The sequence below is a fragment of the Streptomyces netropsis genome, assembly GCF_014203545.1.
Taxonomy (GTDB): domain Bacteria; phylum Actinomycetota; class Actinomycetes; order Streptomycetales; family Streptomycetaceae; genus Streptomyces; species Streptomyces netropsis.
Genome location: NZ_JACHJG010000013.1, coordinates 40,285 through 64,607 on the forward strand (window position 1 = coordinate 40,285; position 24,323 = coordinate 64,607).

General features: G+C 73.1%; 22 protein-coding genes. 15 read left to right on the top strand and 7 right to left on the bottom strand.

The window, feature by feature from the left end:
- The first annotated feature begins 29 nt into the window (after nucleotides 1-29).
- From FHS38_RS26710 to FHS38_RS26725, 4 genes are all read left to right on the top strand, one after another.
- Complete coding sequence (locus tag FHS38_RS26710) at nucleotides 30-962, top strand: enoyl-CoA hydratase (protein ID WP_184737713.1); 933 nt, start codon at nucleotides 30-32, stop codon at nucleotides 960-962.
- A complete protein-coding gene (locus tag FHS38_RS26715) occupies nucleotides 962-2,137 on the top strand; it encodes an acyl-CoA dehydrogenase family protein (RefSeq protein ID WP_184737716.1) in 1,176 nt (391 codons plus the stop codon). The genes FHS38_RS26710 and FHS38_RS26715 overlap by 1 nt, the downstream gene beginning before the upstream one ends.
- Nucleotides 2,134-3,147: an acyl-CoA dehydrogenase family protein gene (locus tag FHS38_RS26720; RefSeq protein WP_184737718.1), complete on the top strand. Its 1,014-nt coding sequence runs from the start codon at nucleotides 2,134-2,136 to the stop codon at nucleotides 3,145-3,147. The genes FHS38_RS26715 and FHS38_RS26720 overlap by 4 nt, the downstream gene beginning before the upstream one ends.
- Before the next feature lie 171 nt (nucleotides 3,148-3,318).
- Nucleotides 3,319-3,870 (top strand): MarR family winged helix-turn-helix transcriptional regulator, encoded by a 552-nt coding sequence (locus tag FHS38_RS26725; protein ID WP_184737720.1) that lies wholly within the window; start codon nucleotides 3,319-3,321, stop codon nucleotides 3,868-3,870.
- A gap of 27 nt (nucleotides 3,871-3,897) precedes the next feature.
- Here the strand turns inward: FHS38_RS26725 and FHS38_RS35675 are convergent, their stop codons facing one another.
- On the bottom strand, nucleotides 3,898-4,287 hold the full coding sequence (locus tag FHS38_RS35675) for a GNAT family N-acetyltransferase (RefSeq protein WP_229822769.1): 390 nt from the start codon (nucleotides 4,285-4,287) through the stop codon (nucleotides 3,898-3,900).
- Nucleotides 4,288-4,731: 444 nt separating this feature from the next.
- On the opposite strand from FHS38_RS35675, the gene FHS38_RS26735 reads away from it, so the two are divergent.
- From FHS38_RS26735 to FHS38_RS26765, 7 genes are all read left to right on the top strand, one after another.
- Nucleotides 4,732-5,493, top strand: coding sequence for an SCO2525 family SAM-dependent methyltransferase (locus tag FHS38_RS26735; protein WP_184737722.1), 762 nt, complete (start codon nucleotides 4,732-4,734; stop codon nucleotides 5,491-5,493).
- Nucleotides 5,494-5,560: 67 nt separating this feature from the next.
- A complete protein-coding gene (locus FHS38_RS26740; protein WP_184737724.1) occupies nucleotides 5,561-7,417 on the top strand; it encodes an SCO2524 family protein in 1,857 nt (618 codons plus the stop codon).
- A gap of 4 nt (nucleotides 7,418-7,421) precedes the next feature.
- Complete coding sequence (locus FHS38_RS26745; RefSeq protein ID WP_184737725.1) at nucleotides 7,422-8,339, top strand: SCO2523 family variant P-loop protein; 918 nt, start codon at nucleotides 7,422-7,424, stop codon at nucleotides 8,337-8,339.
- Entirely contained in the window at nucleotides 8,336-9,304 is a 969-nt protein-coding gene (locus FHS38_RS26750) for an SCO2522 family protein (protein WP_184738063.1), read from the top strand. The genes FHS38_RS26745 and FHS38_RS26750 overlap by 4 nt, the downstream gene beginning before the upstream one ends.
- Complete coding sequence (locus tag FHS38_RS26755; RefSeq protein ID WP_184737727.1) at nucleotides 9,301-10,275, top strand: SCO2521 family protein; 975 nt, start codon at nucleotides 9,301-9,303, stop codon at nucleotides 10,273-10,275. The genes FHS38_RS26750 and FHS38_RS26755 overlap by 4 nt, the downstream gene beginning before the upstream one ends.
- Before the next feature lie 51 nt (nucleotides 10,276-10,326).
- Nucleotides 10,327-11,247 (top strand): PDDEXK family nuclease, encoded by a 921-nt coding sequence (locus FHS38_RS26760; protein ID WP_184737729.1) that lies wholly within the window; start codon nucleotides 10,327-10,329, stop codon nucleotides 11,245-11,247.
- Between the two features lie 189 nt (nucleotides 11,248-11,436).
- Complete coding sequence (locus FHS38_RS26765) at nucleotides 11,437-13,722, top strand: heavy metal translocating P-type ATPase (RefSeq protein WP_184737731.1); 2,286 nt, start codon at nucleotides 11,437-11,439, stop codon at nucleotides 13,720-13,722.
- Between the two features lie 44 nt (nucleotides 13,723-13,766).
- On the opposite strand, the gene FHS38_RS26770 is transcribed toward FHS38_RS26765, so the two are convergent.
- The 5 genes from FHS38_RS26770 to FHS38_RS26790 form a co-directional block, all read right to left on the bottom strand.
- Nucleotides 13,767-14,315, bottom strand: a complete 549-nt coding sequence (locus FHS38_RS26770; protein WP_184737733.1) for a hypothetical protein — start codon at nucleotides 14,313-14,315, stop codon at nucleotides 13,767-13,769.
- Nucleotides 14,312-15,799, bottom strand: coding sequence for an ATP-binding protein (locus FHS38_RS26775; protein ID WP_229822785.1), 1,488 nt, complete (start codon nucleotides 15,797-15,799; stop codon nucleotides 14,312-14,314). Before FHS38_RS26775 ends, FHS38_RS26770 begins: the two co-directional genes overlap by 4 nt.
- A gap of 59 nt (nucleotides 15,800-15,858) precedes the next feature.
- A complete protein-coding gene (locus tag FHS38_RS26780) occupies nucleotides 15,859-16,557 on the bottom strand; it encodes a response regulator (RefSeq protein WP_184737735.1) in 699 nt (232 codons plus the stop codon).
- Nucleotides 16,558-16,620: 63 nt separating this feature from the next.
- Entirely contained in the window at nucleotides 16,621-17,706 is a 1,086-nt protein-coding gene (locus FHS38_RS26785; RefSeq protein ID WP_229822770.1) for a glycosyl hydrolase family 18 protein, read from the bottom strand.
- Between the two features lie 106 nt (nucleotides 17,707-17,812).
- Entirely contained in the window at nucleotides 17,813-18,559 is a 747-nt protein-coding gene (locus FHS38_RS26790; protein ID WP_184737737.1) for a PaaX family transcriptional regulator C-terminal domain-containing protein, read from the bottom strand.
- Nucleotides 18,560-18,644: 85 nt separating this feature from the next.
- Between FHS38_RS26790 and FHS38_RS26795 the strand changes: the two genes are divergently transcribed.
- The 4 genes from FHS38_RS26795 (at nucleotide 18,645) to FHS38_RS26810 (ending at nucleotide 22,907) form a co-directional block, all read left to right on the top strand.
- Complete coding sequence (locus FHS38_RS26795; RefSeq protein ID WP_184737739.1) at nucleotides 18,645-20,291, top strand: acyl-CoA dehydrogenase family protein; 1,647 nt, start codon at nucleotides 18,645-18,647, stop codon at nucleotides 20,289-20,291.
- Nucleotides 20,288-21,082 (top strand): crotonase/enoyl-CoA hydratase family protein, encoded by a 795-nt coding sequence (locus tag FHS38_RS26800; RefSeq protein ID WP_184737741.1) that lies wholly within the window; start codon nucleotides 20,288-20,290, stop codon nucleotides 21,080-21,082. Before FHS38_RS26795 ends, FHS38_RS26800 begins: the two co-directional genes overlap by 4 nt.
- A 236-nt stretch (nucleotides 21,083-21,318) precedes the next feature.
- Nucleotides 21,319-22,071: a hypothetical protein gene (locus FHS38_RS26805; RefSeq protein ID WP_184737743.1), complete on the top strand. Its 753-nt coding sequence runs from the start codon at nucleotides 21,319-21,321 to the stop codon at nucleotides 22,069-22,071.
- A gap of 80 nt (nucleotides 22,072-22,151) precedes the next feature.
- Nucleotides 22,152-22,907 carry a bestrophin-like domain gene (locus FHS38_RS26810; RefSeq protein ID WP_184737745.1) on the top strand — a complete coding sequence of 252 codons (756 nt, stop codon included), beginning with the start codon at nucleotides 22,152-22,154 and terminating at the stop codon, nucleotides 22,905-22,907.
- Here the strand turns inward: FHS38_RS26810 and FHS38_RS26815 are convergent.
- Nucleotides 22,885-24,186 carry a cytochrome P450 gene (locus tag FHS38_RS26815; RefSeq protein ID WP_229822771.1) on the bottom strand — a complete coding sequence of 434 codons (1,302 nt, stop codon included), beginning with the start codon at nucleotides 24,184-24,186 and terminating at the stop codon, nucleotides 22,885-22,887. The two genes, FHS38_RS26810 and FHS38_RS26815, sit on opposite strands and share 23 nt — an antisense overlap.
- Nucleotides 24,187-24,323 lie beyond the last annotated feature (137 nt).

Here is a 24,323-nt window from a genome sequence, read left to right on the forward strand (position 1 = left end):
CCAAACACTTGTTAGGGAAGGAGTGGCGGATGGCCCCCGACCATGACCCCGATCACGGCTCGGACCACGACGCGGAGCACGACCCGGACCACGACGGGGCATCGCGGGATCCGGTGGTGCGCTACGAGCGGCGGGGCCCGGTCGCGACCGTCACCATGAACCGGCCGGAGTACCGCAACGCCCAGAATTCCGCGATGACCTACGCCCTGGACGACGCGTTCCGCGCCGCCGCCGACGACGACGAGGTCAAGGTCGTCGTCCTCGCCGGGGCGGGTGGGCACTTCTCCGCGGGCCACGACATCGGCTCCCCGGGGCGCGACGCCGATGTCCCCTTCGCCCGCCGGGCGGGGCTGTGGTGGGACCACTGCGACAAGGCGGGCGCGGAGCGCCGCTTCGCCCGCGAGTCCGAGGTCTACCTGGGCATGTGCCGCCGCTGGCGCGAGCTGCCGAAGCCGATGATCGCGTCCGTCCAAGGGGCCTGTGTGGCGGGCGGGTTGATGCTGGCGTGGGTGTGCGATCTGATCGTGGCGAGCGAGGACGCCTTCTTCGCCGATCCGGTCGTCCGGATGGGCATTCCCGGCGTCGAGTACTTCGCCCATCCGTGGGTGATGCCGCCCCGGGTGGCGAAGGAGTTCCTCTTCACCGGCGACCGGATGAGCGCGCGGCGGGCGCACGAGGTCGGGATGGTCAACCGCGTGGTGGCCCGCGATCGACTCGCCTCACATACGGAAGAGTTGGCCGACCGGGTGGCACAGATGCCGCGCATGGGTCTCGCCCTCGCCAAACGGGCCGTCAACCAGGCCGAGGACCTCCAGGGGCTGCACAGCGGCCTGGACTCGGTGTTCGGCCTCCATCACCTCGCGCACGCGCACAACGCGGAGACCGCCGCCGATCCGCTCGGCGGGATGGACGTCGCCGCGATGAAGGCGCGGGCGGCGGGGCGAGGGGGGACGCACCGCTGATGGACCTCGACTTCACGGCCGCCGAGGACGCCTTCCGCCACGAGGCCCGCACCTGGCTGGCGGCCCACGTGCCGCGTACGCCCCTGCGCTCGCTGGAGACCGCGGAGGGGTTCGCCGAGCACCGGGCGTGGGAGCGGACGCTGTCCGCCGACCGCTGGTCGGTGGTGTCCTGGCCGTCCGCGTACGGCGGCCGGGACCGCTCGCTGCTGGAGTGGCTGGTCTTCGAGGAGGAGTACTACGCGGCCGGCGCGCCCGCCCGGGTCGCCCAGAACGGCATCCACCTCCTCGCCCCCACCCTCTTCGAGCACGGCAGTGCCGAGCAGTGTGCCCGCGTCCTGCCCGCCATGGCGAGCGGTGCGACGATCTGGGCGCAGGCCTGGTCCGAGCCGGAGGCGGGTTCCGACCTCGCCTCCTTGCGGTCCGTCGGGGTGCGCACGGCGGGTGGCTGGCTGCTCAGGGGGCAGAAGACCTGGTCCTCGCGGGCCGCCTTCGCCGACCGCGCGTTCGGACTGTTCCGTACCCACCCCGACGCGGACCGGCCGCACCGGGGGCTCACGTATGTGATGTTCCCGCTCGACGCGGACGGGGTGACCGTACGTCCCGTACGGCGCCTCGACGGCAAGCCCGCCTTCGCGGAGCTCTTCCTCGACGACGTCTTCGTCCCCGACGCGGACGTCGTCGGCGAGCCCGGGCGGGGCTGGTCCGTCGCCATGAGCACGGCGGGCAACGAACGCGGGCCGACCCTGCGCAGCCCCGGCCGCTTCACCTCCGCCGCGCGCCGGCTCGTCGGACTGTGGCACGCCCACGCCGACCGGGACGACACGGGCCTGCGGGACCGGGTCGCCGACGCCGTGATCCGGGCCCGCGCCTACCAGCTGTCCGCCTACGAGGACGCCACGCGCCTGGCCGAAGGCGGTGCGCCGGGCGCGAAGTCCAGCCTCACCAAGGTGTTCTGGTCCGAACTGGACCTCGCCCTCCACGAGACGGCCCTCGACGTGCTCGGCCCGTACGGCGAACTCGCCGACGGCGCGGGGGACGCCCCCGCGCGGGGCGCCTGGGCGGAGGGCTACACGTTCTCCCTGGCCGGGCCGATCTACGCGGGCACCAACGAGATCCAGCGGGACATCATCGCCGAGCGGCTGCTCGGGCTGCCGAGGGGGACGCGCCGCGCATGAGGTTCCTGTTGGACACCGAGCAGACCGCCTTCGGCCACACGCTCGACCGGATGCTGTCCGCCGCCGACACCCCGGCGGTCGTACGGGCCTGGGCGGCCGGAAACCACGGACCGGGGCTCGCGGTGTGGGAGCGGCTCGCGGACGCCGGGGTCTTCGCCGTCGCCGTGCCCCGGGCGTACGGCGGCATGGGGCCACTGCCCGTCGAACTGTGCGTCGCCTTCGTCGCGTTGGGGCGGCACGCCGTGCCCGGACCACTGGTCGAGACGGTCACCGCCGTGGCCCTCCTGTCCCGGCTCGCCGAGCGCGGCGAGCCGGCGCCCGCCGAGGAGTGGCTGCCCCGCCTCGGTGCCGGGAAGGCTCGGGTGACGGTGGCCCTGGCGGACGGCGGCCCGTACGCGCTGGACGCGGACGCCGCCGACGCGACCTTCGTGGTGACGGGCGGCCACCACGCGCTGCGGCTCGCCACCGGCCACGGTCCGGTGCAGCCCTCGCTCGACCCGGCGCGGCGGCTGTCGCGCCCGCTCACCGGCGGAGAGCCGCTCGCGGGCGGCCCCGCCGTGCGGGACGCGGCCTCGTACGCCACCGGCTGGGCCGCGTTCACGACCGCCGCGCAGGCGCTCGGGGTCGGGCTGGCGCTGCTGGAGCGCACGGTCGCGTACGCCAGGACGCGCACCCAGTTCGGGGCGGCCATCGGCTCGTTCCAGGCGGTCAAGCACCGGCTGGCGGACGCGCTGCTCGGGCTGGAGTTCGCCCGGCCGCTGCTCCACGGCGCCGCCGTGGCCCTCGCGTCCGGGGCGCCGGGCGCCGGGGCGGAGATCGCCGCGGCCAAGGTCGCCGCCTGCGACGCGGCGTACGCGGCCGCCCGTACGGCCCTCCAGGTGCACGGCGCGATCGGCTACACCGCCGAGTGCGACGTGTCCCTGTGGCTCGGCAAGGCCCGGGCGTTGCGGTCGGCGTGGGGCACCCCGGCGGCCTGCCGGGCCCGCGCGCTGGAACTGTTCGACCAGTAGACGGGTCAGTGGGGAGGGGCGTCGGCCGGACGGCTTCCGGTCCGGGTGCGCGGGCGCGTGCGGACGGGTCGGCCCGGCGTGTGAACCGCGCGCGTCGTGGCCTCCTTCGGCGCGTCGTCCGGGAGGCGGCAGAATCACTCTCCAGTGCACCGACCGGAGAGGATCGACACCGTGGGCCATGACGCCGGGGACGCCGGGAGCTCCAGGGACGACGGGGGCGCCGAGGACATCGTCGCGCGCGTGCTGCGCCAGTGGCAGCAGGTCCACCCCGGGCTCGACACCGCGCCGATGGCCGTGATCGGCAGGCTGAACCGCTGTGCCGCACTGCTCCAGCAGGCCACCGACGCCCCGCTGGCGAGCGAGGGGCTGACGCGTGGGGAGTTCGACATCCTCGGCACGCTGCGGCGCACCGGCCGGGAGCTGACGCCGGGGCAGATCGCCCGGGAGACCTTCGCCTCGGGGGCCGCGGTCACCAAGCGGCTGCGGGTGCTCGAAGGGCGCGGGCTCGTCGCCCGCCGCCCCGACGAACGGGACCGGCGGGTCGCCCATCTGTCGCTCACCGCGCCCGGCGGCGCGCTCATCGACCGGCTGGTCCCGCATCAGGTCGCCTACGAGGGCGCCCTGCTGGCCGGGCTCGGCGAGGAGCGCCAGGGCCGGCTCGCGGACATCCTCGCCGAGCTCCTCGTCCTTCTCGAAGGGCGGATCGGCGGGCTCCAGCCCTGAGCCGCGCACCGTCGCGGCGGCGAGAGGTCAGCACAGGAGGAGCGACATGATCAGCCGGTCCTCGCGGGGGCCGAAGTAGTCGTCCCGCCGCCCGGCCTCGGTGAAGCCGAAGGAGCCGTAGAGCCGTATCGCGGCGTGGTTGGCCGGCTCGACGCTCAGCCGCACCTCGCCGACGCCGTGGTCGGTGAGTCTGGCGAGTCCCGCCCGCAGCAGCCGTCGGCCGTGCCCGTGGCCGCGCTCGGCCGGGTCCACGCCGAGGCCGAGTATCCAGGCGTCCTTGCCGCCGGGTACGACACCGGCCAGCACATAGCCGAGGAGCCGGGGACCGCCGGGCTCGGGCCGCTGTCCGGGGCGCTCCTGAGCGGTGCCTTCCAGGACGAGTAAGTGCTCGCGGTGCACGTCGAAGAGCTGACGCATGACGAAGAACGGATAGGCGGCGCCCTGGAATACCGCGCGGTCCAGCCGCAGCAGTTGCGGAAGGTCACCTTCCGAAACTTCCCGGACTTCGTGGGCGGCCTGGGCTTCCCGAGCCTCTCGAATTTCTCGACATTCCCGGACTCCGGGGGCATAACGTTCGCCGGTGCCGGGCGCCGCGGTGCGGCACGACCTCCGGCCGCGGTCGTCGGACAGGGGATTCATCGCGCTCCCTTCGTGGGCCGATGCCACGACTATTGATCCTTTCGGGTGAAGAGCGAGATCCCCCGTCATTCGATCACAGGTCCGGGCCCATCACGCTCAATGGCGTAAGCCCCACCCCTACCCAACCCCGGCTGCCGGTGTACCCGGCGGTGCGGGTTCTGTCCAGTACGCGCCCGCTCCCATCGGGGTGTCACCGCACCCCCCAAGCGCTACCATCGACAGATGGATCTCACGTCCGCGGGATACACCCAGGGGCTCAATCGAGAAGCCCCCTGGGACTCATTCGACTCCCGGGCTTACCACCAGCACAACTACGCCTTCCTCCGGAAGGAAGACCAAGAGATCATCGAGGCCGTTCGCGACTACTTCTGCGAGCATTTCCGGAAGCATCCCGACCGCCCCGATTCCGGTATCGACGTCGGGGCCGGCACCAATCTCTATCCCGCGTTGTCCCTCTTGCCGTGGTGTTCGAATATTACGTTGTATGAGCACTCCGTGGAGAATGTGCTCTGGCTGGAGCGGGAGGTCGCCGCGTTCTCCGCCAACTGGGGCGCCTTCTGGGACGTGTTCACCGAGCGCCCGGAGTACCGGGCCGTCAGCGACCCCCGGGGGGCCGTCGCGTCGGCGGCCGCCGTCGGCAAGGGGGACCTGTTCGACCTGCCCCGCGCGCGGTGGGGCATCGGCACGATGTTCTTCGTGGCCGAGTCGATGTCCACCGCCTACCGCGAGTTCGAGGGAGCGGTGGCCGCCTTCGCCCGGGCGCTCACCCCGCGCGCGCCCTTCGCCGCCGCGTTCATGGAGAACTCACAGGGGTACCAGGTCGGCGATCTCCTCTTCCCGGCGTGCGGCGTCGACGCGGAGGACGTCCGCGGTGCCCTCGCGCCGTTCGCCGAAGATCTGCGGATCAGCCGGGTGCGACTGCCCGAAGATCCCATTCGCTCGGGTTACACGGGAATGATTCTGGCGTGCGGAAGGCGCGTATAGAACCGGCAGGTCAACATCCGGTTCCACCACGACGGGGCAGCGGGGAAAAGGGGCAGGGGTACGGGGGATGCGCATACAACCACGCCAGCACATGCTGGAGATCTGGCGGGCCGTGGCCCGCCAGTCGTTCACCCAAGGCGTGTGGCGCCCGGGCGATACCGAAGGCGAATCGAGCAGCGTGGAGGATGCCGAGCGGCTGCTCTGTCTCATGTATCCGGCGACGGAATTACCCGCGTTCAGACTGGACGCGCCGGACGAAACGGCGGCGGACGTCCTGGCCGCTCTCCAGCGGGTCGGCAACAACATCGACATTCCGCAGAAGCTGATCGGCGCCATAACGGATTTCACGCGGACGCACACGGACGAGGCGTCGGTTCCGAGTTTCGCCGGCGGCCGGTATTTCTCCGCCGTCGATCCCACCGCCGAACTCACCCCTGAGCAGCGTGCCCTCGGAGTCGTCGATTCCTATTCCATGTCGATCACTCTGTCGCTGGCGACGCTGGGCTTCCTGAAGGTCCTGACCCGGAAGGTGCACCGCAAGGACGTCCAGGAAATGGCCGAAAAGCTGGAGGCCGCCACCCGCACCCGGCTCTCGGCCGCCATGGTGAGCCTGCTGCGCAGCTTCACGGTGAACCTCTTCGACGCCGACTCCCCGCAGGGCCGCGCGGTGTGCGCGCTGGTGAACCAGGACGGGCTGTCCAACCGCCTGGTCGTGCACCAGCTCCAGCAGCGGCTCAAGCCGCTGCGCGCCTCCATCCGGGAGTACATCACCCTGGGACTCAACGTGGTGGGCGATCTGGACAACGACAACCTCCTCCTGGAGTGCGGCTGGTCGTGGGGACTCGTGCAGGACGCGCCGCCGGTCGACACCACCGAGCCGGTCGGGGCGCAGCCCAAGGGGCTGGCGCACCAGGTGCCGTATCTGTATTTCACGGTCGTGGCCCTCGACGGCATCGCCGACCTGTTCTCCGAGCGCACCCTCACCCTCGGGCTGCTCAACGACGAGCAGCAGCGGCTGGCGGAGGCGTTGCGGCTGCGCTGGGAGATCACCCAGCAGTACTGGTCGATGGTGGCCCGGTTCGGTGAGGAGCGCTGGCCGCTGGAGGACATCCCCTGGCGGGCGACGGCGCGGGTGCAGGAATCGGAGTACTTCAGTCTCTCGGTCGCCGCCATCCTCGTGCAGGACCTGGTGCGCCGGCGGGCCACGGACGACGACCTGACCCGCACCGTCGCCGTGATGGAGGAGCTCGCGGTCCGCGCCAAGATCACCCGGCGGATGACCGACGGCGATCCGGCCATCGCCCTGCATCACCCCGGGGTACGGCTGCCGCTGCTGGGCAGCGAGAGCATCGGGCCGCCCATGCAGTGGACCATGACGGATTTCTCGGCCCAGTTGCTCAAGCGCACCATCCAACTGTGCGCCCTGTCACGGAACATAGAGTCCCACGACCGGCTGCTGCGGCTCGCCGAGCAGATTCTGGACCACCTCTGGAAGCGCCGTATCCCGTCGGGCCCGGGCGCCAATCTCTGGGACAACATCCGCGCGGTCTATCCGCAGTCGTCACAAGCCGGCACCCCGCTGTCGTGGAGCATGACCGAGCGCACGGTGGAGTGCATGGTGGCGGCCGCGGGGCTGTACGAACAGCCGCCGATCCGCAGCCGCACGCTCAACGACATCGCCACGGCGCTGCTCAGCGAGGCGTCCCATCTCTTCGGCAAGGAGATGATGGAACCCGCGCCCGCCCTGGAGGAGTCCGTGCGCAACGACCTCGGCGACCAATTGACGGTCGCCGAGGGGAAGCTCCGGCGCGCCCGTCAGATCGTCGACGACCGGCCCGGCACCGCCTGCACGCTGGCGCTGCAGGTCCTCGGCCAGCTGGACGAGATCGCGCTCGGCCGGCGCGCGGCTTCGAGGGGGGTGTAGGGGGGTGCTGGTCTTCGCCGCCTCGGACAAGGGCGGCACCGGGCGCTCGGTGACGAGCGCGAACATCGCCTATCGCCGTGCGCTCGGCGGTGACGACGTGTGCTACCTCGACTTCGACTTCGGCTCGCCCACGGCCGCCGCCGTCTTCGACGTGCCGGGGTCGCTGCGGGGCGTCGAGACGGGCGGTCTGCACTCCTATCTGCAAGGGACGACGGTCGAGCCGCACCGGGTGGACGTGTGGGCCGAGTCCGAGCACGACGTGCTGCGCTCACGCCCCACCGGCGCCGGCCAGCTGGTGCTGGTCCCGGGCGACCGCAGCGGTGGCGAGTTCACCACGAACCCGGCCACCGTGCGCCGTTGCGCGGAGCTCTTCCTGCGGCTGGAGGAGGAATTCGACATCATCCTGGTCGACCTCAGCGCGGGCCGCTCCTACGCCGTCGACATGGTGCTGGAGGCGACCGCGCGGGAGGAGTTCGACGCGCTGCGGGTGCGCTGGCTGGTCTTCCACCGGTGGACGCGACAGCACATCATCGCCGCCCACGGCCTGGTGTTCGGCGAGCGCGGGGTGGTGGCCGGAGGCGTCGCGCGGGGGCACGAGGCGGACCGGCTGCGCAGCGCCATCCGGTTCGTGCGGGCGGCCGTGCCCGACCCGGAGTCGGCGCTGTTCGCCCATGTGCCGCCGCCCCAGGCGGCGTGGCTGCGCAGGTGCGACCAGGATCTCAAGGAGCTGGCGGCCCAGTTGGACATCGGGGTGACGAAGGTCCTGGGCAGTGTGCCGCTGGAGCCGGTGCTCCAGTGGCGTGAGCAGCTGATCACCGACGAGGACGCGCTCACCAGCCGGGTGGCGAACGTCCGCACGCGGGACGCGCTGAAGCGGCTGGCGGAGGCGCTGTCCGGCGAGAAGGCATGGGAGCCGCTGTGATGGAGACGACCTTCCGGGAGGAGAGCGCGGATCCGCGTACCCAGTCCGTACCGCTGTCCCATCTGTCCTTGGAGCTGGGCCATCTCTACATGGAGGACTTCGCGGCGGGGGCCGGGCGGCTGCGGGAGCAGTTCACGCGGGTGAAGCCGTGGGCGGACGCGGCGCGGCTGTCCGTGGCGGGTGCGGCCGGGGCCCGGCGTCCCCGGGTGAGTACGTGCTTTCTGGTCGACGACTACTTCACCCGTTTCTCCTCGCCCGCCGAGCTGGTGCCGATGCTGCTGGCGGAGGCGGAGGCGTGCGGTCTGACCATCGACTATCTGGCGCGTGAGTCGGGGTGTGCGACGGCCGACGGCGTGGAGCCGGCGTCGCTGGTGGAGGGCAGGCTGGTCGAGTCGCCGCCGGTGGGGAGCAACGGCTCCCGCCCCGCGGTGCGGGAGATCGGCTGGCTGTGCAACGGCGAACGGAGCCCGGCCGCCGGCGGCGGGGAGGCGATGAGCGGCGCCACGGCCTGGGCCGCGCCGGCCGAGACCGGGGCCCGTCGGCATTCGGTGTTCATGGACGTGGAGTTGTGGGACGACGGGGACCGGGGCCGTACGTGGTCGTGCCCGTTCCTGGCCGCCGTCTGGCAGCTGTTACGGCTGGGGTTGTTACGACGCGAGGGACGGCCGGTGTTACAGGCCGTCCCTTGGGGCGGTGAGCGCGGTGCCTTCCCCCGCAGTTGGGACGATCTGCCGCCGCTGGTCCAGCTCAACCCCTCGGCGGCCCCCTTCGCCGCCTACGGCACGTTCTCCGTGCTTCCCTCGCGGTTCCTGCCGGTGGAGCACGCGGTACGGCTCGTCCTCGGCCAAGTGGCCCTGGAAGAAGCGGTACTGCGCCAGACCGCCGAGCGGGCGGACCGCGAGGGCTTCGCCGTTCCCCCCGCCGTCACCGACCGCGCCGCCTACGCCTTCTACGCCGAGCCATGACGGGCGGCGCGGGAGAAGGGCCCCAGGCGTTCGTCTGCGGCGAGGTGCGCACGTGCCTGCTGCAGACGTCGGCGTCGCTGCCGCGCGCCGAGGCCGTGCGGCTGCTCCAGCTCCGGTCCGACGAGGCGGTGCGCTTCTCGGAGCGGCCGAACATGTACGCCGTCTCCCCCGAGGTGCTCACCGGCGTCGACTGCGCGCTGCCCGCCGCCACGGGCAGCCGGGTACGGGCGGTCGGCACGGTACGGGCGCGGGCGGTGCTCACCGAGGGCCGGGTGCTCCAGGCGACGGCCCGGCTGTCCTCGCCCGTCTCGGGCGCCGACCGGCGGTTGCCGTGGGGGCACTATCTCGTGCGCCCCGGTGTCGTCCAGCCGCTCGGGCGGCTTTCGGTGCCCGATGTGGCGGCGGGCTTCCTCGGTGCCCGGCCGGCCGGGCCGGACCGGCACGCGGCCGCCACGGTCGATCTGGGGGCGATCGCCGAGCGGCTGCTCGCGCGCGTCCTCGGGCAGCCGCTGCTGGACCGGCGCGCACCCTTCAAGTCCCGCCGCACCAGGCTGCGGTGGTTCGCGGTCCACGCGGCCGACGGGCAGGGCCCGCCGGCCGCGGAGTTCACCGTCGCCGCCGACGGGCTACGGACGCTGTGGATCTCCGCAGCGGGTCTCGACGCGGCGGAGATCGCCGGTTTCTGCGAGGAACTGGCCCTGCACGACTGGCTGCTGACGACGTTGATACGAATGGTCGACCGCAGTCGGCTGGGGTCGACCGCGGGGCCCGAAGCGGTGCTCGCCCTGCGACCCGCCGTGGACCATCTCCTGCACCTGTGGATGCCCGGTGCCCGTACGGGAGCCCGGCTGGCCCCGCTGTGGGACGGCCTGGAACGGCACCCGGGCTTCACCCGCCAGTGGCAGACGCTGGTCCAGCGCATCCGCGATCAACTGGCCTTGCAGGCCATCCCGTTCAGGTGCGAGGCGTGAGGAGCACCTGAACGGCCCACTCACCGACAAGAACACCCGACGGGGGAAGACATGGAACGTACGACGAGAATCCCGCCGTTCCTTCAGAAGGCCGCGATCACCGTGATCCTCGGGTGCGCCGCGTATCTGACGACCACGGTCACCGGGCAGCCGGAGATATGGCGGCTGACCATCTCGATATTCATCGGCGGCGCGTCCCTGATCGTGCAGTTCATGACGGACTTCGACCGCCGTCTGGGGGTGGTCGAGTCCTCGCTGACGTCGCACAGCGAGGACATGAAGAAGCTCGTGGACGGCGGCTTCTCCCGGATCAACGAGGCGACCCGGCTGTTCGGCCTGGTGGAGGGGTCGGCGCTGCGCACCGACGCGGTCACCCAGCTGGTGCGCAACGCCACGGAGATCGGCGTGGGCGGCCCCGACATCATCTACGGCTTCGCGCAGGCCGAGATCAGCCGGCTGGCCCAGCTGATGAAGGACCTGCACGGCGGCCAGGCCGCCTACGACGGCGAGGACCACGACTGGCTGCTGACGCTGACCGGGAGCGCGGCGGTCAGCATCGACGCCACGAGCACCGCGATGGACACCGACTTCTGGCCCACCGAGCTGGGGCGTCGCTATCTGCGGGCGCAGCGCGAGGCGATCAAGCGCGGGGTGCGGGTGCGCAGGCTGTTCATCGTGGCCCACCCCGAGCTGCTCCAGGACGAGCGGATCAAGGCCGTCTGCCGCAGCCACGAGGACCTCGGGGTCGAGGTGCGGGTCGCGGCGATGTGCACGCTGCCGCCGGCGGCCATGCTGGACCCGGTCTTCGACTTCATCGTCTTCGACGGGGGTGTGAGTTACGAGGTCAGCCCGGCGCTGGGCAGTGAGCACACGCCGCGCCCCGTCGTCGCCAAGACGACTCTGGACGTGCGCGAGGGCCTGGTGAGGGACCGGGTCCACCGCTTCAACGACCTCTGGGAGGCGGGCCAGTGACGTGGGCCCCGCCGCACGGCTCGTACCGCGCGTGAGCTGACCCCCCTTCCGGCTCTCGCCACACCATACCCCTGGGGGGTGTCCGGGAAAGCGGCTTCGGCCGCTTGCTTCCGCATACACCCCAGGGGTATACATGGGCTCAATGGATACCCCCCAGGGGTATCTCCGGCCCTCCCCAGTGGAGCAGTGATGACCACGACGACCACCGACACCGCCCGGCACTCCCGGGTCGAACTCGCCATCGGCGGCATGACCTGCGCCTCGTGCGCCGCCCGTGTCGAGAAGAAGCTCAACCGCATGGACGGAGTGACCGCCACGGTCAACTACGCCACCGAGAAGGCGCAGATCACCCATCGCGAGGACATCGCGGTGGCCGAGCTGATCGCCACGGTGGAGGCCACGGGCTACACCGCCGCGCCGCCCGCGCCCGTACGGGCCGCCGGGGCGGGCGGCGGGCACGGCGAGGCCGGCGCGGGCGAGGGGGCCGAGGGTGACGAGGAACTGCGGCCGCTGCGGCAGCGGCTGGTGACGGCCGTGCTGCTGGCCGTGCCGGTGGTCCTGCTCGCGATGGTGCCGGCCTGGCAGTTCACGTACTGGCAGTGGCTGTCCCTGACGCTGACCGCGCCCGTCGTCACGTACGCGGCGTGGCCCTTCCACCGGGCCGCCTGGACCAACGCCCGGCACGGCGCGGCCACCATGGACACCCTGATCTCGGTCGGTACCTCGGCGGCGTTCGCGTGGTCGGTGTGGGCGCTGTTCTTCGGCAGCGCCGGCATGCCCGGCATGACCCACGGCTTCGAGCTGACCATCGCGCGCGGCGACGGCGCGGGGAACCTCTATCTGGAGGCGGCCGCGGGGGTCACCGCGTTCGTCCTGGCGGGGCGCTACTTCGAGGCCCGGTCCAAGCGCCGGGCCGGCGCCGCGCTCAAGGCGCTGCTGGAGCTGGGCGCCAAGGAGGTGACCGTCCTGCGGGACGGGCGCGAGGAGTCGATCCGCACCGAGGACCTGGTGGTCGGCGACCGGTTCGTGGTCCGGCCCGGTGAGAAGATCGCCACGGACGGCACGGTCGTCGAGGGCGGTTCCGCCGTGGACGCCTCGATGCTGACCGGCGAGTCGGTGCCGGTCGAGGTCGGGGTGGGCGACACCGTGACGGGTGCGACGCTCAACGCGGGCGGCCGGCTCGTCGTGGCGGCCACCCGGGTCGGCGCCGACACCCAACTGGCCCGGATGGCCCGGCTGGTGGAGGACGCCCAGAACGGCAAGGCGGCGGCCCAGCGGCTGGCCGACCGGATCTCCGCGGTCTTCGTGCCCGTCGTCATCGCCCTGGCGCTCGGCACGCTCGGCTTCTGGCTGATCAGCGGCGCGGGCTTGACGGCCGCGTTCACCGCCGCGGTGGCCGTACTGATCATCGCCTGCCCGTGCGCGCTGGGCCTGGCCACGCCGACGGCCCTCATGGTGGGCACGGGCCGGGGTGCGCAGCTGGGCATCCTCATCAAGGGGCCCGAGGTGCTGGAGACCACGCGGAAGGTCGACACGATCGTCCTGGACAAGACCGGCACGGTCACCACCGGCCGGATGGCGCTGCGCCACGTCCACACGGCCCAGGGCACGTCGGAGGCCGAGGCACTGCGGCTGGCGGGGGCGTTGGAGCACGCGTCCGAGCACCCGATCGCGCGGGCCGTCGCGGCGGGCGCCGCGACGAGGACGGGCACGCTGCCCGTGCCGGAGGACTTCGTGAACCTGCCGGGGCGGGGCGTGCAGGGTGTCGTCGAGGGCCACGCCGTGCTCGTCGGCCGGGAGAAGCTGCTGGCCGAGTGGGCCATCGCGCTGCCGGCGGGGCTGGAGCGGGCGAAGACCGCCGCCGAGGCGGCGGGGCGCACGGCCGTCGTGGTGGCCTGGGACGGCGAGGCGCGGGCCGTGCTGGAGGTCGCGGACGCGGTGAAGGAGACCAGCGCCGAGGCCGTCGACCGGCTGCGGGCACTGGGGTTGACCCCGATCCTGCTCACCGGCGACAACCGGGCCGTGGCCGAGGCGGTCGCCGCCGAGGTCGGCATCGACGAGGTGATCGCCGAGGTCCTGCCGCAGGACAAGGTCGACGTCGTCAAGCGGCTCCAGGGCGAGGGTCGGGTCGTCGCGATGGTCGGCGACGGCGTCAACGACGCGGCCGCGCTGGCCCAGGCGGATCTGGGCCTGGCGATGGGCACCGGCACCGACGCGGCCATCGAGGCGGGCGATCTCACGCTCGTCCGGGGTGATCTGCGGGTCGCGGCGGACGCGATCCGGCTGGCGCGCCGGACGCTGGGGACCATCAGGTCCAACCTCTTCTGGGCCTTCGCCTACAACGTGGCCGCGCTGCCGCTGGCGGCCTCGGGGCTGCTCAACCCCATGATCGCGGGCGCCGCGATGGCCTTCTCGTCGGTCTTCGTCGTGGGCAACAGCCTGCGCCTGCGCCGGTTCCGCGCCATGGGCGGGTAGGGCTCATGGCGCGGAACCGAGCGGAGTGCGCGCGAAATCCGCCGTCAGGGACGCGGGGACACGGACGGGCCGGTCCGGCCGGCCTGGGGGAAGAGGGAGGCGCAGACCTGGTCGGTGACGGCCTTCCCGCCGCCGACCAGGCTCACCTTCACCTCGTCGGCGGGCAGCTTGCCCGGCACCCCGTTGTGGGCCGCGGTGCACACCAGCTGGTTGCGCGCGGTCCGGGTGAGCCGGGAGACGTCCGTCGCCAGCCGGATGACGACGCGGTCGGTGCTGGTGACGACGTCCACGCCGCCGACCTTCGGCAGCTCGGAGTAGTAGCCGCGCAGCCGCTCGGGCTCGTTGGGCCCCTTCAGCAGCAGCGGTACCGCGTCCTCGGCGCTCACCGCGTCACCGGCCGGGCGGCTCACCGGCACCACGCCCCCCGGGTAGGCGAAGTAGAGCACGGCCTGCGTCGCCGGAACGCCCGGCCGCTTGGCGCCGGTGGCCGGATAGCCCACGTCGATGACCTCGGTCGGTTCGATACCGCAGCCGGCCAGCGTGGTGAGCAGACCGAGCAGGGTCACGACGGCCGCCGCGCTTCGGATCCTCATGCTTGCCCCTCCTCGAATTCCCCGCACTCCCCGCGCCGCAGCGGGAGGTCCACGGTGAACACCGCGCCCCCTGCACGGCCGTTGGCGGCTCGTACGGTCCCGTCGTGCAGACGGACGTTCTCCAGGGTGATGGCGAGCCCGAGCCCGCTGCCCTCGGAGCGGGCCCGAGCGGAGTCCGCCTTGAAGAACCGCTCGAAGACGTGCGGCAGCACCTCGGGATCGATGCCCTCGCCCCGGTCCGCGATCTCGATCAGCAGGCGCTGTCCTTCGGCCCCGGCCCCTTCCGTCGCCCGGACCGCGACACTCACCGGTTCGCCGCCGTGCTTCAGGGCGTTGCCGACGAGGTTGGCGACCACGACGTCGATGCGGCGCGGATCCAGCCGGGCCCGTACCCCCTCGGGCAGGTCGGCGGCGACCTTGTCCTGCCAGCCGCGGGCCTGGAGGGTCTTGCGCACGGTCTCGGAGACGTCGACCTCGTCCAGGTGCAGGGCGGCGGCACCCGCGTCGAAGCGGGAGATCTCCATGAGGTCCTCGACCATGCGGGCGAGTTTGCCGGTCTCCTCACTGATGAGCCGGACGGCGTAGGCGGTGTCGGGGTCGAGCGTGGCGGCGTCCTCGTCCAGGACGTCGACGACGGCGGTCATCGCGGCCAGCGGGGTGCGCAGCTCGTGCGAGACGTCGGCCGCGAAGCGCCGGGAGTTGGCCTCCATGCGGCGCAGCTCGGCGACGTTCTCCTCCAGCGCCGCCGCCATGTCGTTGAACGTCCGGGAGAGGTCGGCGAGCTCGTCGCGGCCCGTCACCTTGAGCCGGGTGTCCAGCTCGCCGGCGGTGATCTGCTGGGTGGCGCGCCGCAGCTCCCGTACGGGCCGCAGCACCCCGCGCGCGGCGATCAGGGCGGGGACCACGGCCAGTGCGATGGCGGGCATCGCCCCGTTCTGGGCCGCCTGGACCAGCGCCTGCACATTGAGCTCGTCCTCGCGCAGCGGCAGTTTCGCGTACACCTCGAGGCCCGAGATCTCCCCGCCGTCACCGCTGTAGGTGACGGGCAGTCCGATCGCGAGCCACGGCTTGCCGTCGAGCTCGATGCGCTGGAACGCCGCGATGCCCTTGTGGACCTTGCCCTGCACGCCGGCCGGGATGCCCCGGCTCCCGTTCGGGCCGGTGGGTGGGACGAGCGGTCCGTCCTTGTAGCGGGTGTGGACCATCCAGCGCTGGGCCACCCCGGCGCGGTTGAGGCCCTCGGAGAGCCTCACGAGGTCGTCGTTCCCCGGCGGGAAGGTCACTTCGGGCACCTGCGAGTTGACCTGCGCGCGCAGGGTCTCCACGGCCGTGTCCTGGGTGCGCTTGAGGATCTTGGTGCGGGCCTCGCGGAACGTGAGCCCCGCCGTGGTGAGCGCGCTCAACGCGGCCACCAGCAGGAACGCCACCACGAGGCGCGCCCGTAGCCCCCGGGCGAAGGTGCCCAGCGCCGGGCGTCGTCCGATCCGGAGGCCCCGGAGCCGCGCGTGCCACGGGGCCGGGGGCTTCTCGGGGGTCGCCGGGGTCACAGGGGCCCGAACCGGTACCCGAAGCCCCGCACGGTCTGGATGTACTTCGGTGACCGCGAGGAGTCCTCGACCTTGGTGCGCAGCCGCATCACACAGGCGTCCACCAGCCGGGCGTCACCGTGGTAGCTGTGCTCCCAGACGTGCTCCAGGAGCTGCTGACGGCTGAAGACCCGGCCGGGGGTGGCGGAGAGGTACAGCAGCAGCTTCATCTCGGAGGGGGCGAGGGCCAGGTCCTGGCCGTTCTTGGAGACGAGCAGGCCCGCGCGGTCGACGGTCAGGTCGCCGTGGGTCTCGGCCGGCTGGGTGACGGCCGGGTCCGGGCCGCCGTCGCTCGGGGCGGCCCGGCGCAGCACGGCCCGGATGCGCGCTTCGAGGACCTCGCCCCGGGCGGGCTTGACGATGTAGTCGTCCGCGCCGGCCTCCAGGCCGAGGACGACGTCTATGTCGTCGCCGCGCGCGGTGAGCATGATGATCGGGATCTGCTGGGTGGCGCGGATGCGGCGGCACACCTCGAAGCCGCTCTTGTCGGGCAGCATCAGATCGAGCAGGACCAGGTCGGGGCGGAAGGACTCCAGGGCGACGAGACCGGCCTCGCCGGTCGGTGCGGCCTCGACCTCGTGGCCGCGGCGGCGCAGGGTGAGAGTGACCCCTTCCCGTACGGCCCGGTCGTCCTCGATCAGAAGCACGCGTGACATGCGGACAGTATCGTTCCCATCAGCACATTCGTGCGCCGCGCGGGCCTGTGAACGGCACAACTGTCACCGACTGCTCATATTCCCCGCACCCGGCGTGGGCGCCGCGGCGAGGACCGGCCACAGCCCGGGCTCCTCGAAGTCCAGCGCCCACAGTGCGGTCCCGGTGACCCCGTACCGGGCCAGTACGGGCAGGTGGGCGGCGATGCCACGGGCGTCCTGGTACCAGACCTCGCGCTGTCGGCCGCCCTCGGTGTAGGTGAAGTGCGGTGTCCGGGAGACGGGGTCGAGGGCGTAGGGGGCGCCGACGCGGCGGCGCAGTGCCTCGGCCTCGCGCGAGGTGCGGTGGGTGGCGCGGGCGGGGTCCGCCACCTTGTGGTCCCAGCCGTAGGCCGGGATCCCCATCTCGATCTTCCGGGCCGGGACCCGCGCGGTGGCGTACCGCAGGACGTCCGCGTACCAGGCGGGGCTGGAGAGCGGTCCGGGGGCGTCGAGGGCGTTGTGCAGGTTGTAGCCCATGATCCGCAGCCGGTCGAGGGTGCGGCCCAGATGCGCGTAGTCGTGGACGGGGCCGTCGTCGCGGGTGGCGGAGCGGGGGAAGACGGCGGCCACGCACTCCTTGCGCAGGGCGTGCAGACGGTCGCACAGCTCGGTGGTCAGGGTGTTGAAGCCGGTGCGGACGCGCTCGACGAGGGCCGGGTCGGCGGCGGGCTCGTTCATCCGCTCGTAGTCGAGGTCGAGGCCGTCGTAGGGGTGGGCGGTGGCGAGGCGGACCAGGGTGTCGACGTGGGTGGCGCGGGTCTTCGGGTCGCCCATCAGGCGCGCCATCGCGGCCGCGTCGAGGCTTTCGGTGACGGTCGGCACGACCTTGATCCCGGCCCGGTGCAGCCCGTCGATCACGGCCCGGTCACCGGCGCCCGGGTGTGCCGTGACGCGGTCGGCGGCGGTGGTCTCGTACCAGAAGGGGCTGACCGTGTGGAGCTGGTCGGCGTGGGCGAGGGCGTCCCGGTAGGCGCCGGGCTCCCAGTAGGGCAGCCAGGCCGACACGGTGCGCTTGGCGGGTACCCGCGGCTCGGCGGCCGTGGCGGCGGGCAGGAGCGAGCCGGCGAGGGCGAGGGCCGTGGCCAGGACGGCCACACGTCTGCTGATCACGGTCTCAGCCTCGTACGGGGTGGCTTGCGCCGCACCCGGGCACCTGCTGCGGGCCGCCTGCGGCGGCGGGCGCCCTGCGGGCGCGTCCTCGAACGCCGGACAGGCCCTAGCCCCCGATATGCCGCAGCAGCAGGCCTCGGAAGTCACGGTCAGTGCTTTCGTAGCGGCCGCGCAGCCGGTCGCCGGGCCAGTCCTCGGGGAGCAGGGCGGCGGGGAGCACCGGGTCGGCGAGGAGGTGGCGCAGGACCGCCGCCGAGACCATGAAGCGGCTCGCGAGGTTCTCGGTGCGCTCCTCCCGCAGCGCCTCCTCCAGCACGTGGGCCCGCGCCGCCCAGCCGTCGAGGTCCCACAGGGTCGCGGCGAGCGTGGCCGGATCGCCCTCGGGGACGCCGGTGAGCCGGGTGCACTGCTCGTCGACGACGTCGGGGCGGGCGCGCACGAGGTTGGCCGGGCGCAGCCAGCAGCCCTCGCGCAGCTCGGCCAGGCGCAGGGCGGCCATGGCCTGGCGGAGGGCGGCGCGGTCGCTGGCGGAGCGGCGCTCGGTGGTGACGACGGCGATCTCCCAGCCGCCGTCCCAGGGGCGGGTGCGCGGGGCCCGGCTGTCGTCCTGCCGGGCCTGGCGGGCGAGGAGGCGGTCGGTGAGCCGGTAGGTGCCGTCGCGTTGTTCCAGGTCACCGGCGGCGACCATCCGGGTGAGGGCGGTGCGGACGGTGCCTTCGGCGGTGCCGAAGAGTTCGCCGACGCGGACGAGGGCGCGGGCGGGCAGCGCGGGCGGGTGGTGGCCGAGGAGGGTGGAGAGCACGATCGAGCGGGCGGTCAGCGGCGGCAGGGTGAGGGATCCGGTGTCGTCCATGATTGCCGAAACCCTATCCATTACAGTCCTGGATCACGCATCATGAAAATGTAATACCGGGCCGTACGCACTCTCGGAGGTCGCTGTGAGCGCCACGCACGAAGTCCTCAACCAGGCTCCGCCCCTGACCGGCTTCAGCACGGCCGACGATCCGGCGTTGCTGGAGGCGCTGCGCCGCGACGGCGGCGGCTGGGGCGAGGCGGAGGTGCGCGAGCTGGGCGCACGGGCCGGGTCCCAGGAGACGCAGGAGCAGTCGCGGCTGGCCGAGGCGAACCCGCCGGTGCTGCGCACCCACGACCGCTTCGGCCACCGCGTCGACGAGGTGGAGTTCCACCCCGCCTGGCATCAGTTGATGGCGGCGGCGGTGGAGAGCGGCCAGCACGCCGCGCCCTGGGCGGAGGCCCGGCCCGGGGCGCATCTGGTGCGCGCCGCGAAGTTCTACGTCTGGGCGCAGGCCGAGCCGGGTCACGGCTGCCCGATCTCCATGACGTACGCGGCGGTCCCCGCGCTGCGCGCCCAGCCCGAGCTGGCCGCCCTCTACGAGCCGTTGCTCGCGTCGCGCGCTTACGACTACGGGCTGCGGCCCCCGTTGGGCAAGCGGGGCCTGATCGCCGGCATGTCGATGACGGAGAAGCAGGGCGGCTCGGACGTGCGGGCCAATACGACGACGGCCGTGCCGGCGGGCGACGGCTCGTATGTGATCACCGGGCACAAGTGGTTCACGTCGGCGCCCATGAGCGATGTGTTCCTGGTGCTGGCACAGACGCAAGAGGGCCTCACCTGCTTCCTCATGCCGCGCGTGCTGCCGGACGGCACCCGCAACGCGATGCGGCTCCAGCGGCTGAAGGACAAGCTGGGCAACCGCTCCAACGCCTCGGCGGAGATCGAGTACGAGCGGGCCGTGGCCTGGCCGGTGGGCGAACCGGGCCGCGGGGTGCGGACGATCGTCGAGATGGTCAACATGACCCGCCTCGACTGCGTCATCGGCTCGGCGGCCGGCATGCGCGCGGGTCTGCGGCAGGCCCTGCACCACACGGCGCACCGGCGGGCGTTCGGGGCCGAGCTGATCGACCAGCCACTGATGCGCAACGTCCTGGCGGACCTCGCCGTCGAGTCCGAGGCGGCGACGCTGCTGGCGATGCGGCTCGCGGCGGCGCTGGACGCCTCCGAGGCGGGCGACGCCTCCGAGGTGGCCCTGCGACGGCTCGCCCTGGCGGCGGGCAAGTACTGGGTCTGCAAGCGCGGCAGCGCGCACGCCGCCGAGGCGCTCGAGTGCCTCGGCGGCAACGGCTACGTCGAGGAGTCCGGCATGCCGCGGCTGTACCGGGAGGCGCCGCTGCTCTCCATCTGGGAGGGCTCGGGCAATGTGGCGGCCCTGGACGTGCTGCGCGCCCTGGCGAAGGAACCGGCGGGGCTGGACGCCTACTTCGCGGAGGTCGACGCGGCGGCCGGGGCGGACGCCCGCCTGGACGCGGCGGCGGCGCGGCTGCGCGAGCTGCTCGGTGCGCTGTCGGACCCGCACCGGGCCCAACTGCTCGCCCGTCGGGTGGCGGAGCAGCTCACGCTGGTCCTCCAGGGCAGCCTGCTCGTACGGCACAGCACCCCGGCCGTCGCGGACGCCTTCTGCGCGTCCCGGCTGGGCGGGGAGTGGGGGCACGCGTTCGGCACCCTGCCGACGGGCACGGACCTGGGTCCGATCATCGACCGCGCGGTGGCGAAGGACTCCCTGTGACGGACGGCTGGGACCGGGCGGCCGCGCCGGCCGTCCGTACCGAGCGCCGCGGGGCCGTGACCACCGTCGTCCTGTCCCGGCCCGCGGTCCGCAACGCCGTGGACGGGCCGACGGCCCGGGAACTCGGCTACGCCTTCCGGGCGTTCGAGGCCGACGACGGCGCGCGGGTCGCTGTGCTGTGGGGCGAGGGCGGTACGTTCTGCGCGGGTGCGGACCTCAAGGCGCTCGGCACCGCGCGGGGCAACCGGGTCGCGCCCGACGGCGACGGCCCGATGGGCCCCACCCGGCTGCGGCTGTCGAAGCCGGTGATCGCCGCGGTGAGCGGCCACGCGGTGGCGGGCGGGCTGGAGCTGGCCCTGTGGTGCGATCTGCGGGTGGCGGAGGAGGACGCGGTCTTCGGCGTCTTCTGCCGCCGCTGGGGCGTGCCGCTGATCGACGGCGGTACGGTCCGGCTGCCCCGGCTCATCGGCACGAGCCGGGCCATGGACATGATCCTGACGGGCCGCCCGGTGCCGGCGCCCGAGGCCCACGCCATCGGGCTCGCCAACCGCCTCGCCCCGCCGGGCGGGGCCCGGGCGGCGGCGGAGGAGCTGGCGGCGGAGATCGCCCGCTTCCCGCAGACGTGCCTGCGCGGCGACCGGGCCTCCGTCCTGGACCAGGAGGGCCTGACGGAGGAGGCCGCGCTGGCCGCCGAACTCTCCCACGGCCGAGCGGCGTTGGCGAAGGCGCCGGAGGGCGCGGCCCGCTTCGCGGCGGGCGCGGGCCGGCACGGGGACTTCTCGGGGCTGTGAGGAGGGGCGCGCGGCGGCCGGCCGGGCTTCGCACGCCGGGCCCGTCGGAGTGAATTCCCGCTGAACTCCCCGTCGTTACGCCCGCATTGCCCGGCATGGTGCACACACAACGCACACAGTTGTTCATCCCATAGGAGGGATTTGGTCCAAGGTGCGACCAAGGGGAGCGCGGGCACCGGAAGATCTCCGTCGTGAACGGACGGGCGCCGACAGGGCGAGCGGGAATCGTGGCCTTCGTGGCCGTACTGGCGACAGCGGGGGCCGGGCCCGCGTGGGGCGGTGAGGCCGACGGCCGACCGGCCGCAAAGACGCCGGCCACCGCGGCGCCCGGCGACACCGCGAGCGGCACCGACCGCCGCCCCCGCCCGCCGGCCGACGCCTTCGACGCCGCGTCGGCCGTCCGCCGCTCCCACGGAGTGAACGTCACTGCACACGAGGGTTCGTCCTCCGTCGTCATCCACCAGGGGAGCCGTCGCACCGGGGTGTCGGGCGACCGGCGGGCCCGTACCGTGACCGCCGTCTCGGGCGACGGTCTGTCCTCCGCCGTGGTCCGGGACGGGGACGGGTGCCTTGCCGTCAGCGCACACACCACGGGGAGTTCGGCCGTGGTGCGGATCTGCGGCCCACGGGCGCCCCGCCCGGAGCCCGCGGTCGTCCCCCGCCCCGCACCGGTCCCGCCGGTCGCGAAACCGGCCCCCGCTCCCCCGGCTCCCGCGGCCCCCGCACCGCCCCCGCGCCCCGTCCCGGTCCTGGCCCGGGGCGGCGACGTACCGGCACCGCCGCCTCCCGCGGCCCGGCCCACTCCCCCGCCGCCCTCGCCCGCACCACGACCGAAGCCCGCCCGGATCGCGCCACGCGCCTACCACCGGGTCATCGCCAAAACACCCGACGGCGGGCCCTCGATGGTCACGCTCATGCTGCTGCTCACGGCCCCCGCCGTGCTCGCGGCGGCGCTGCTGCGGCCACGCGGCGGCAGCGGGCGGCGCTGACCCGTCGCCACCGCGCCGCCGCGCCCCCCGAATTTCCCCCTCTGCCCCCGAAACCCCTTGTCCGATCCCGGAGGTTCCCCTTGTCCGAATGGCTGGTCCTGGCCATCGCGATGGCCGCCGCGTGCGCCGTCGTCCTGACCATCACCGTCGTCAGAGAACGCAGGCTCGGAGCGGACGACGACCCGAGCCAGACCCCCGACGTCATCGAGTACATGACGATGATGGTCGGCGTGGTCTACGCCATCGTGCTGGGCCTCGCCATCGCCGGTGTCTGGGAGGCACGCAACAGCGCGCAGCAGGCGGTCACGGCCGAAGCGCAGGCCCTGCACGAGGTCAGTGAGCGGGTGGTGGCCTACGCACCGGCCGCCCGGGACCGTACGCGCGAGGACGTCGAGGCGTACGTGACGTACGTCGTGCACACCGAGTGGCGGCACATGCTGGACGAGGGCGAACTCACCGACCGGGGTGGGGAGCTGCTGGCCAAGGTGCGCAAGGACGTGACCTCGTACGTGCCGCGCAACGACCAGGAGGGGCAGCACTACCAGCCACTGCTGGACCAGGTCTCGGCGGCGGACGCCGCGCGCGGCGCGCGGGCGCAGAACGCGGAGTCGACGATGCCGGGCGTGGTGTGGTTCGGCCTGATCGTGGGGGCGCTGGTGGCCGTGGGGCTCATCTTCACGCTGCAGATCCGGCGCTCGCCCCGCGAGCTGCTGCTGGCGGGTCTCTACAGCGCGCTGATCGCCTTCCTCCTCTTCCTCGTCTGGGACTTCAACTCCCCGTTCGGCCACAGCGTCGCGGACGCGACGGACCCGTTCACCGATCTGTTCGCCATCTGACCGGCAGGCGCTTGAGGCCGTTCTGGAAGTTGGACGCCAGCCGGACGGCCTCACCCGCCCGATCCAGGCCGGGCAGCCGGTCGATCGTGACCCGCAGCATGGTCCGCAGTTGCACGCGGGCGAGGTGGGCGCCCAGGCAGAAGTGCGGGCCGAAGCCGAAACTGACGTGGTCGTTGGGGGTGCGGGTGATGTCGAAGCGGTCGGGGTCGGTGAAGACGCGCTCGTCGCGATTGGCGGAGGCGTGGAAGACGACGACCTTCTCGCCGCGCCGGATGCGCCGCCCGCCGAGCTCGGTGTCCCGGGTGGCGGTGCGCCGGAAGTCCATGACGGGCGGCCAGTAGCGCAGCACCTCCTCCACCGCGGAATGCGTCAGGTCCTCGCGCTCCAGGAGGAGTTCGTACTGGTCCGGGTGGTCGAGGAGCGACTTGAGGCCCCCGGGGATCCCGTTGCGCAGCGTCTCGTTCCCGGCCGTCGCGAAGAGCAGGAACATGGTCTCGAACTCGTCCCGGGTCAGGCCGCCTTCGCGCATCTGCGCCATGATGCTGCCGGGCCGGGCGTGGTCCGCCAGGGCGTGGGCGTAGACGAACATGTCGGCGAGGGCCTCGTGGGTGCGGGGGGCGGCCACGGTCCCGTCGGGGCGGGCGAGCGTGGCCGGCCGGTGCGCGAGGGCCGCGCGGCCCATCGGGCTCAGCGCCTCGGGGTCGGCGGTGCTCGAGTCGGCGCGGTCGGTGTCCTGGTAGCCGATCACCCGGTTGGACCAGTCGTACAGCAGCCGCCGGTCCTCCTCGGGTACGCCCATGATGTGGGCGAGGGTCCAGACGGGCAGGTCCGCGGCCAGCTCCACGTAGTCCGTGGCGCCCACGTCCGCGACGGAGTCGACGAGGGCATGCGCCCGCGCGTCGATGACGGCCTCCAGCTCCCGCACCGCGCGGGGGGTGAAGGCGGCGGAGACGATGCGCCGCAGCCGGGCGTGGGCGGGCGGGTCCTGGTTGAGCATCATGGTCCGCAGGAACACGAGGTCGCGCTCGGTGTCCGGGTCGGCGATCTGGGTGGCGCCCGTGTACGAGGAGAAGACCTCGGGGGTGCGCAGCACGTGTTTGACGTCGGCGTGCCGGAAGACCGCCCAGAAGCCGGGGCCGGCGGGCCAGGGTCCGACGGCCGGTTCCCCGATCCGGCACACCGGGGCGGTGTCCCGCAGTTCCCGGTACCGGGCGTAGGGCACGCCGCGCGCGTAGGTCTCGGAAAGGAAGACGTCGGCGGTCACCTCGTGTGAAGTCACCTCACGGACGGTATGTCCTCCCCTGGCGGGCGCGTCAAGGGGTGGCGACAATGTCCTGGTGGCGCGGCGCCGCCCGGCCGGGCCGGGGCCGTGACGGCTGGTTCGCGCCCCCATGCACTCTTGAAGCAGCGGGCATG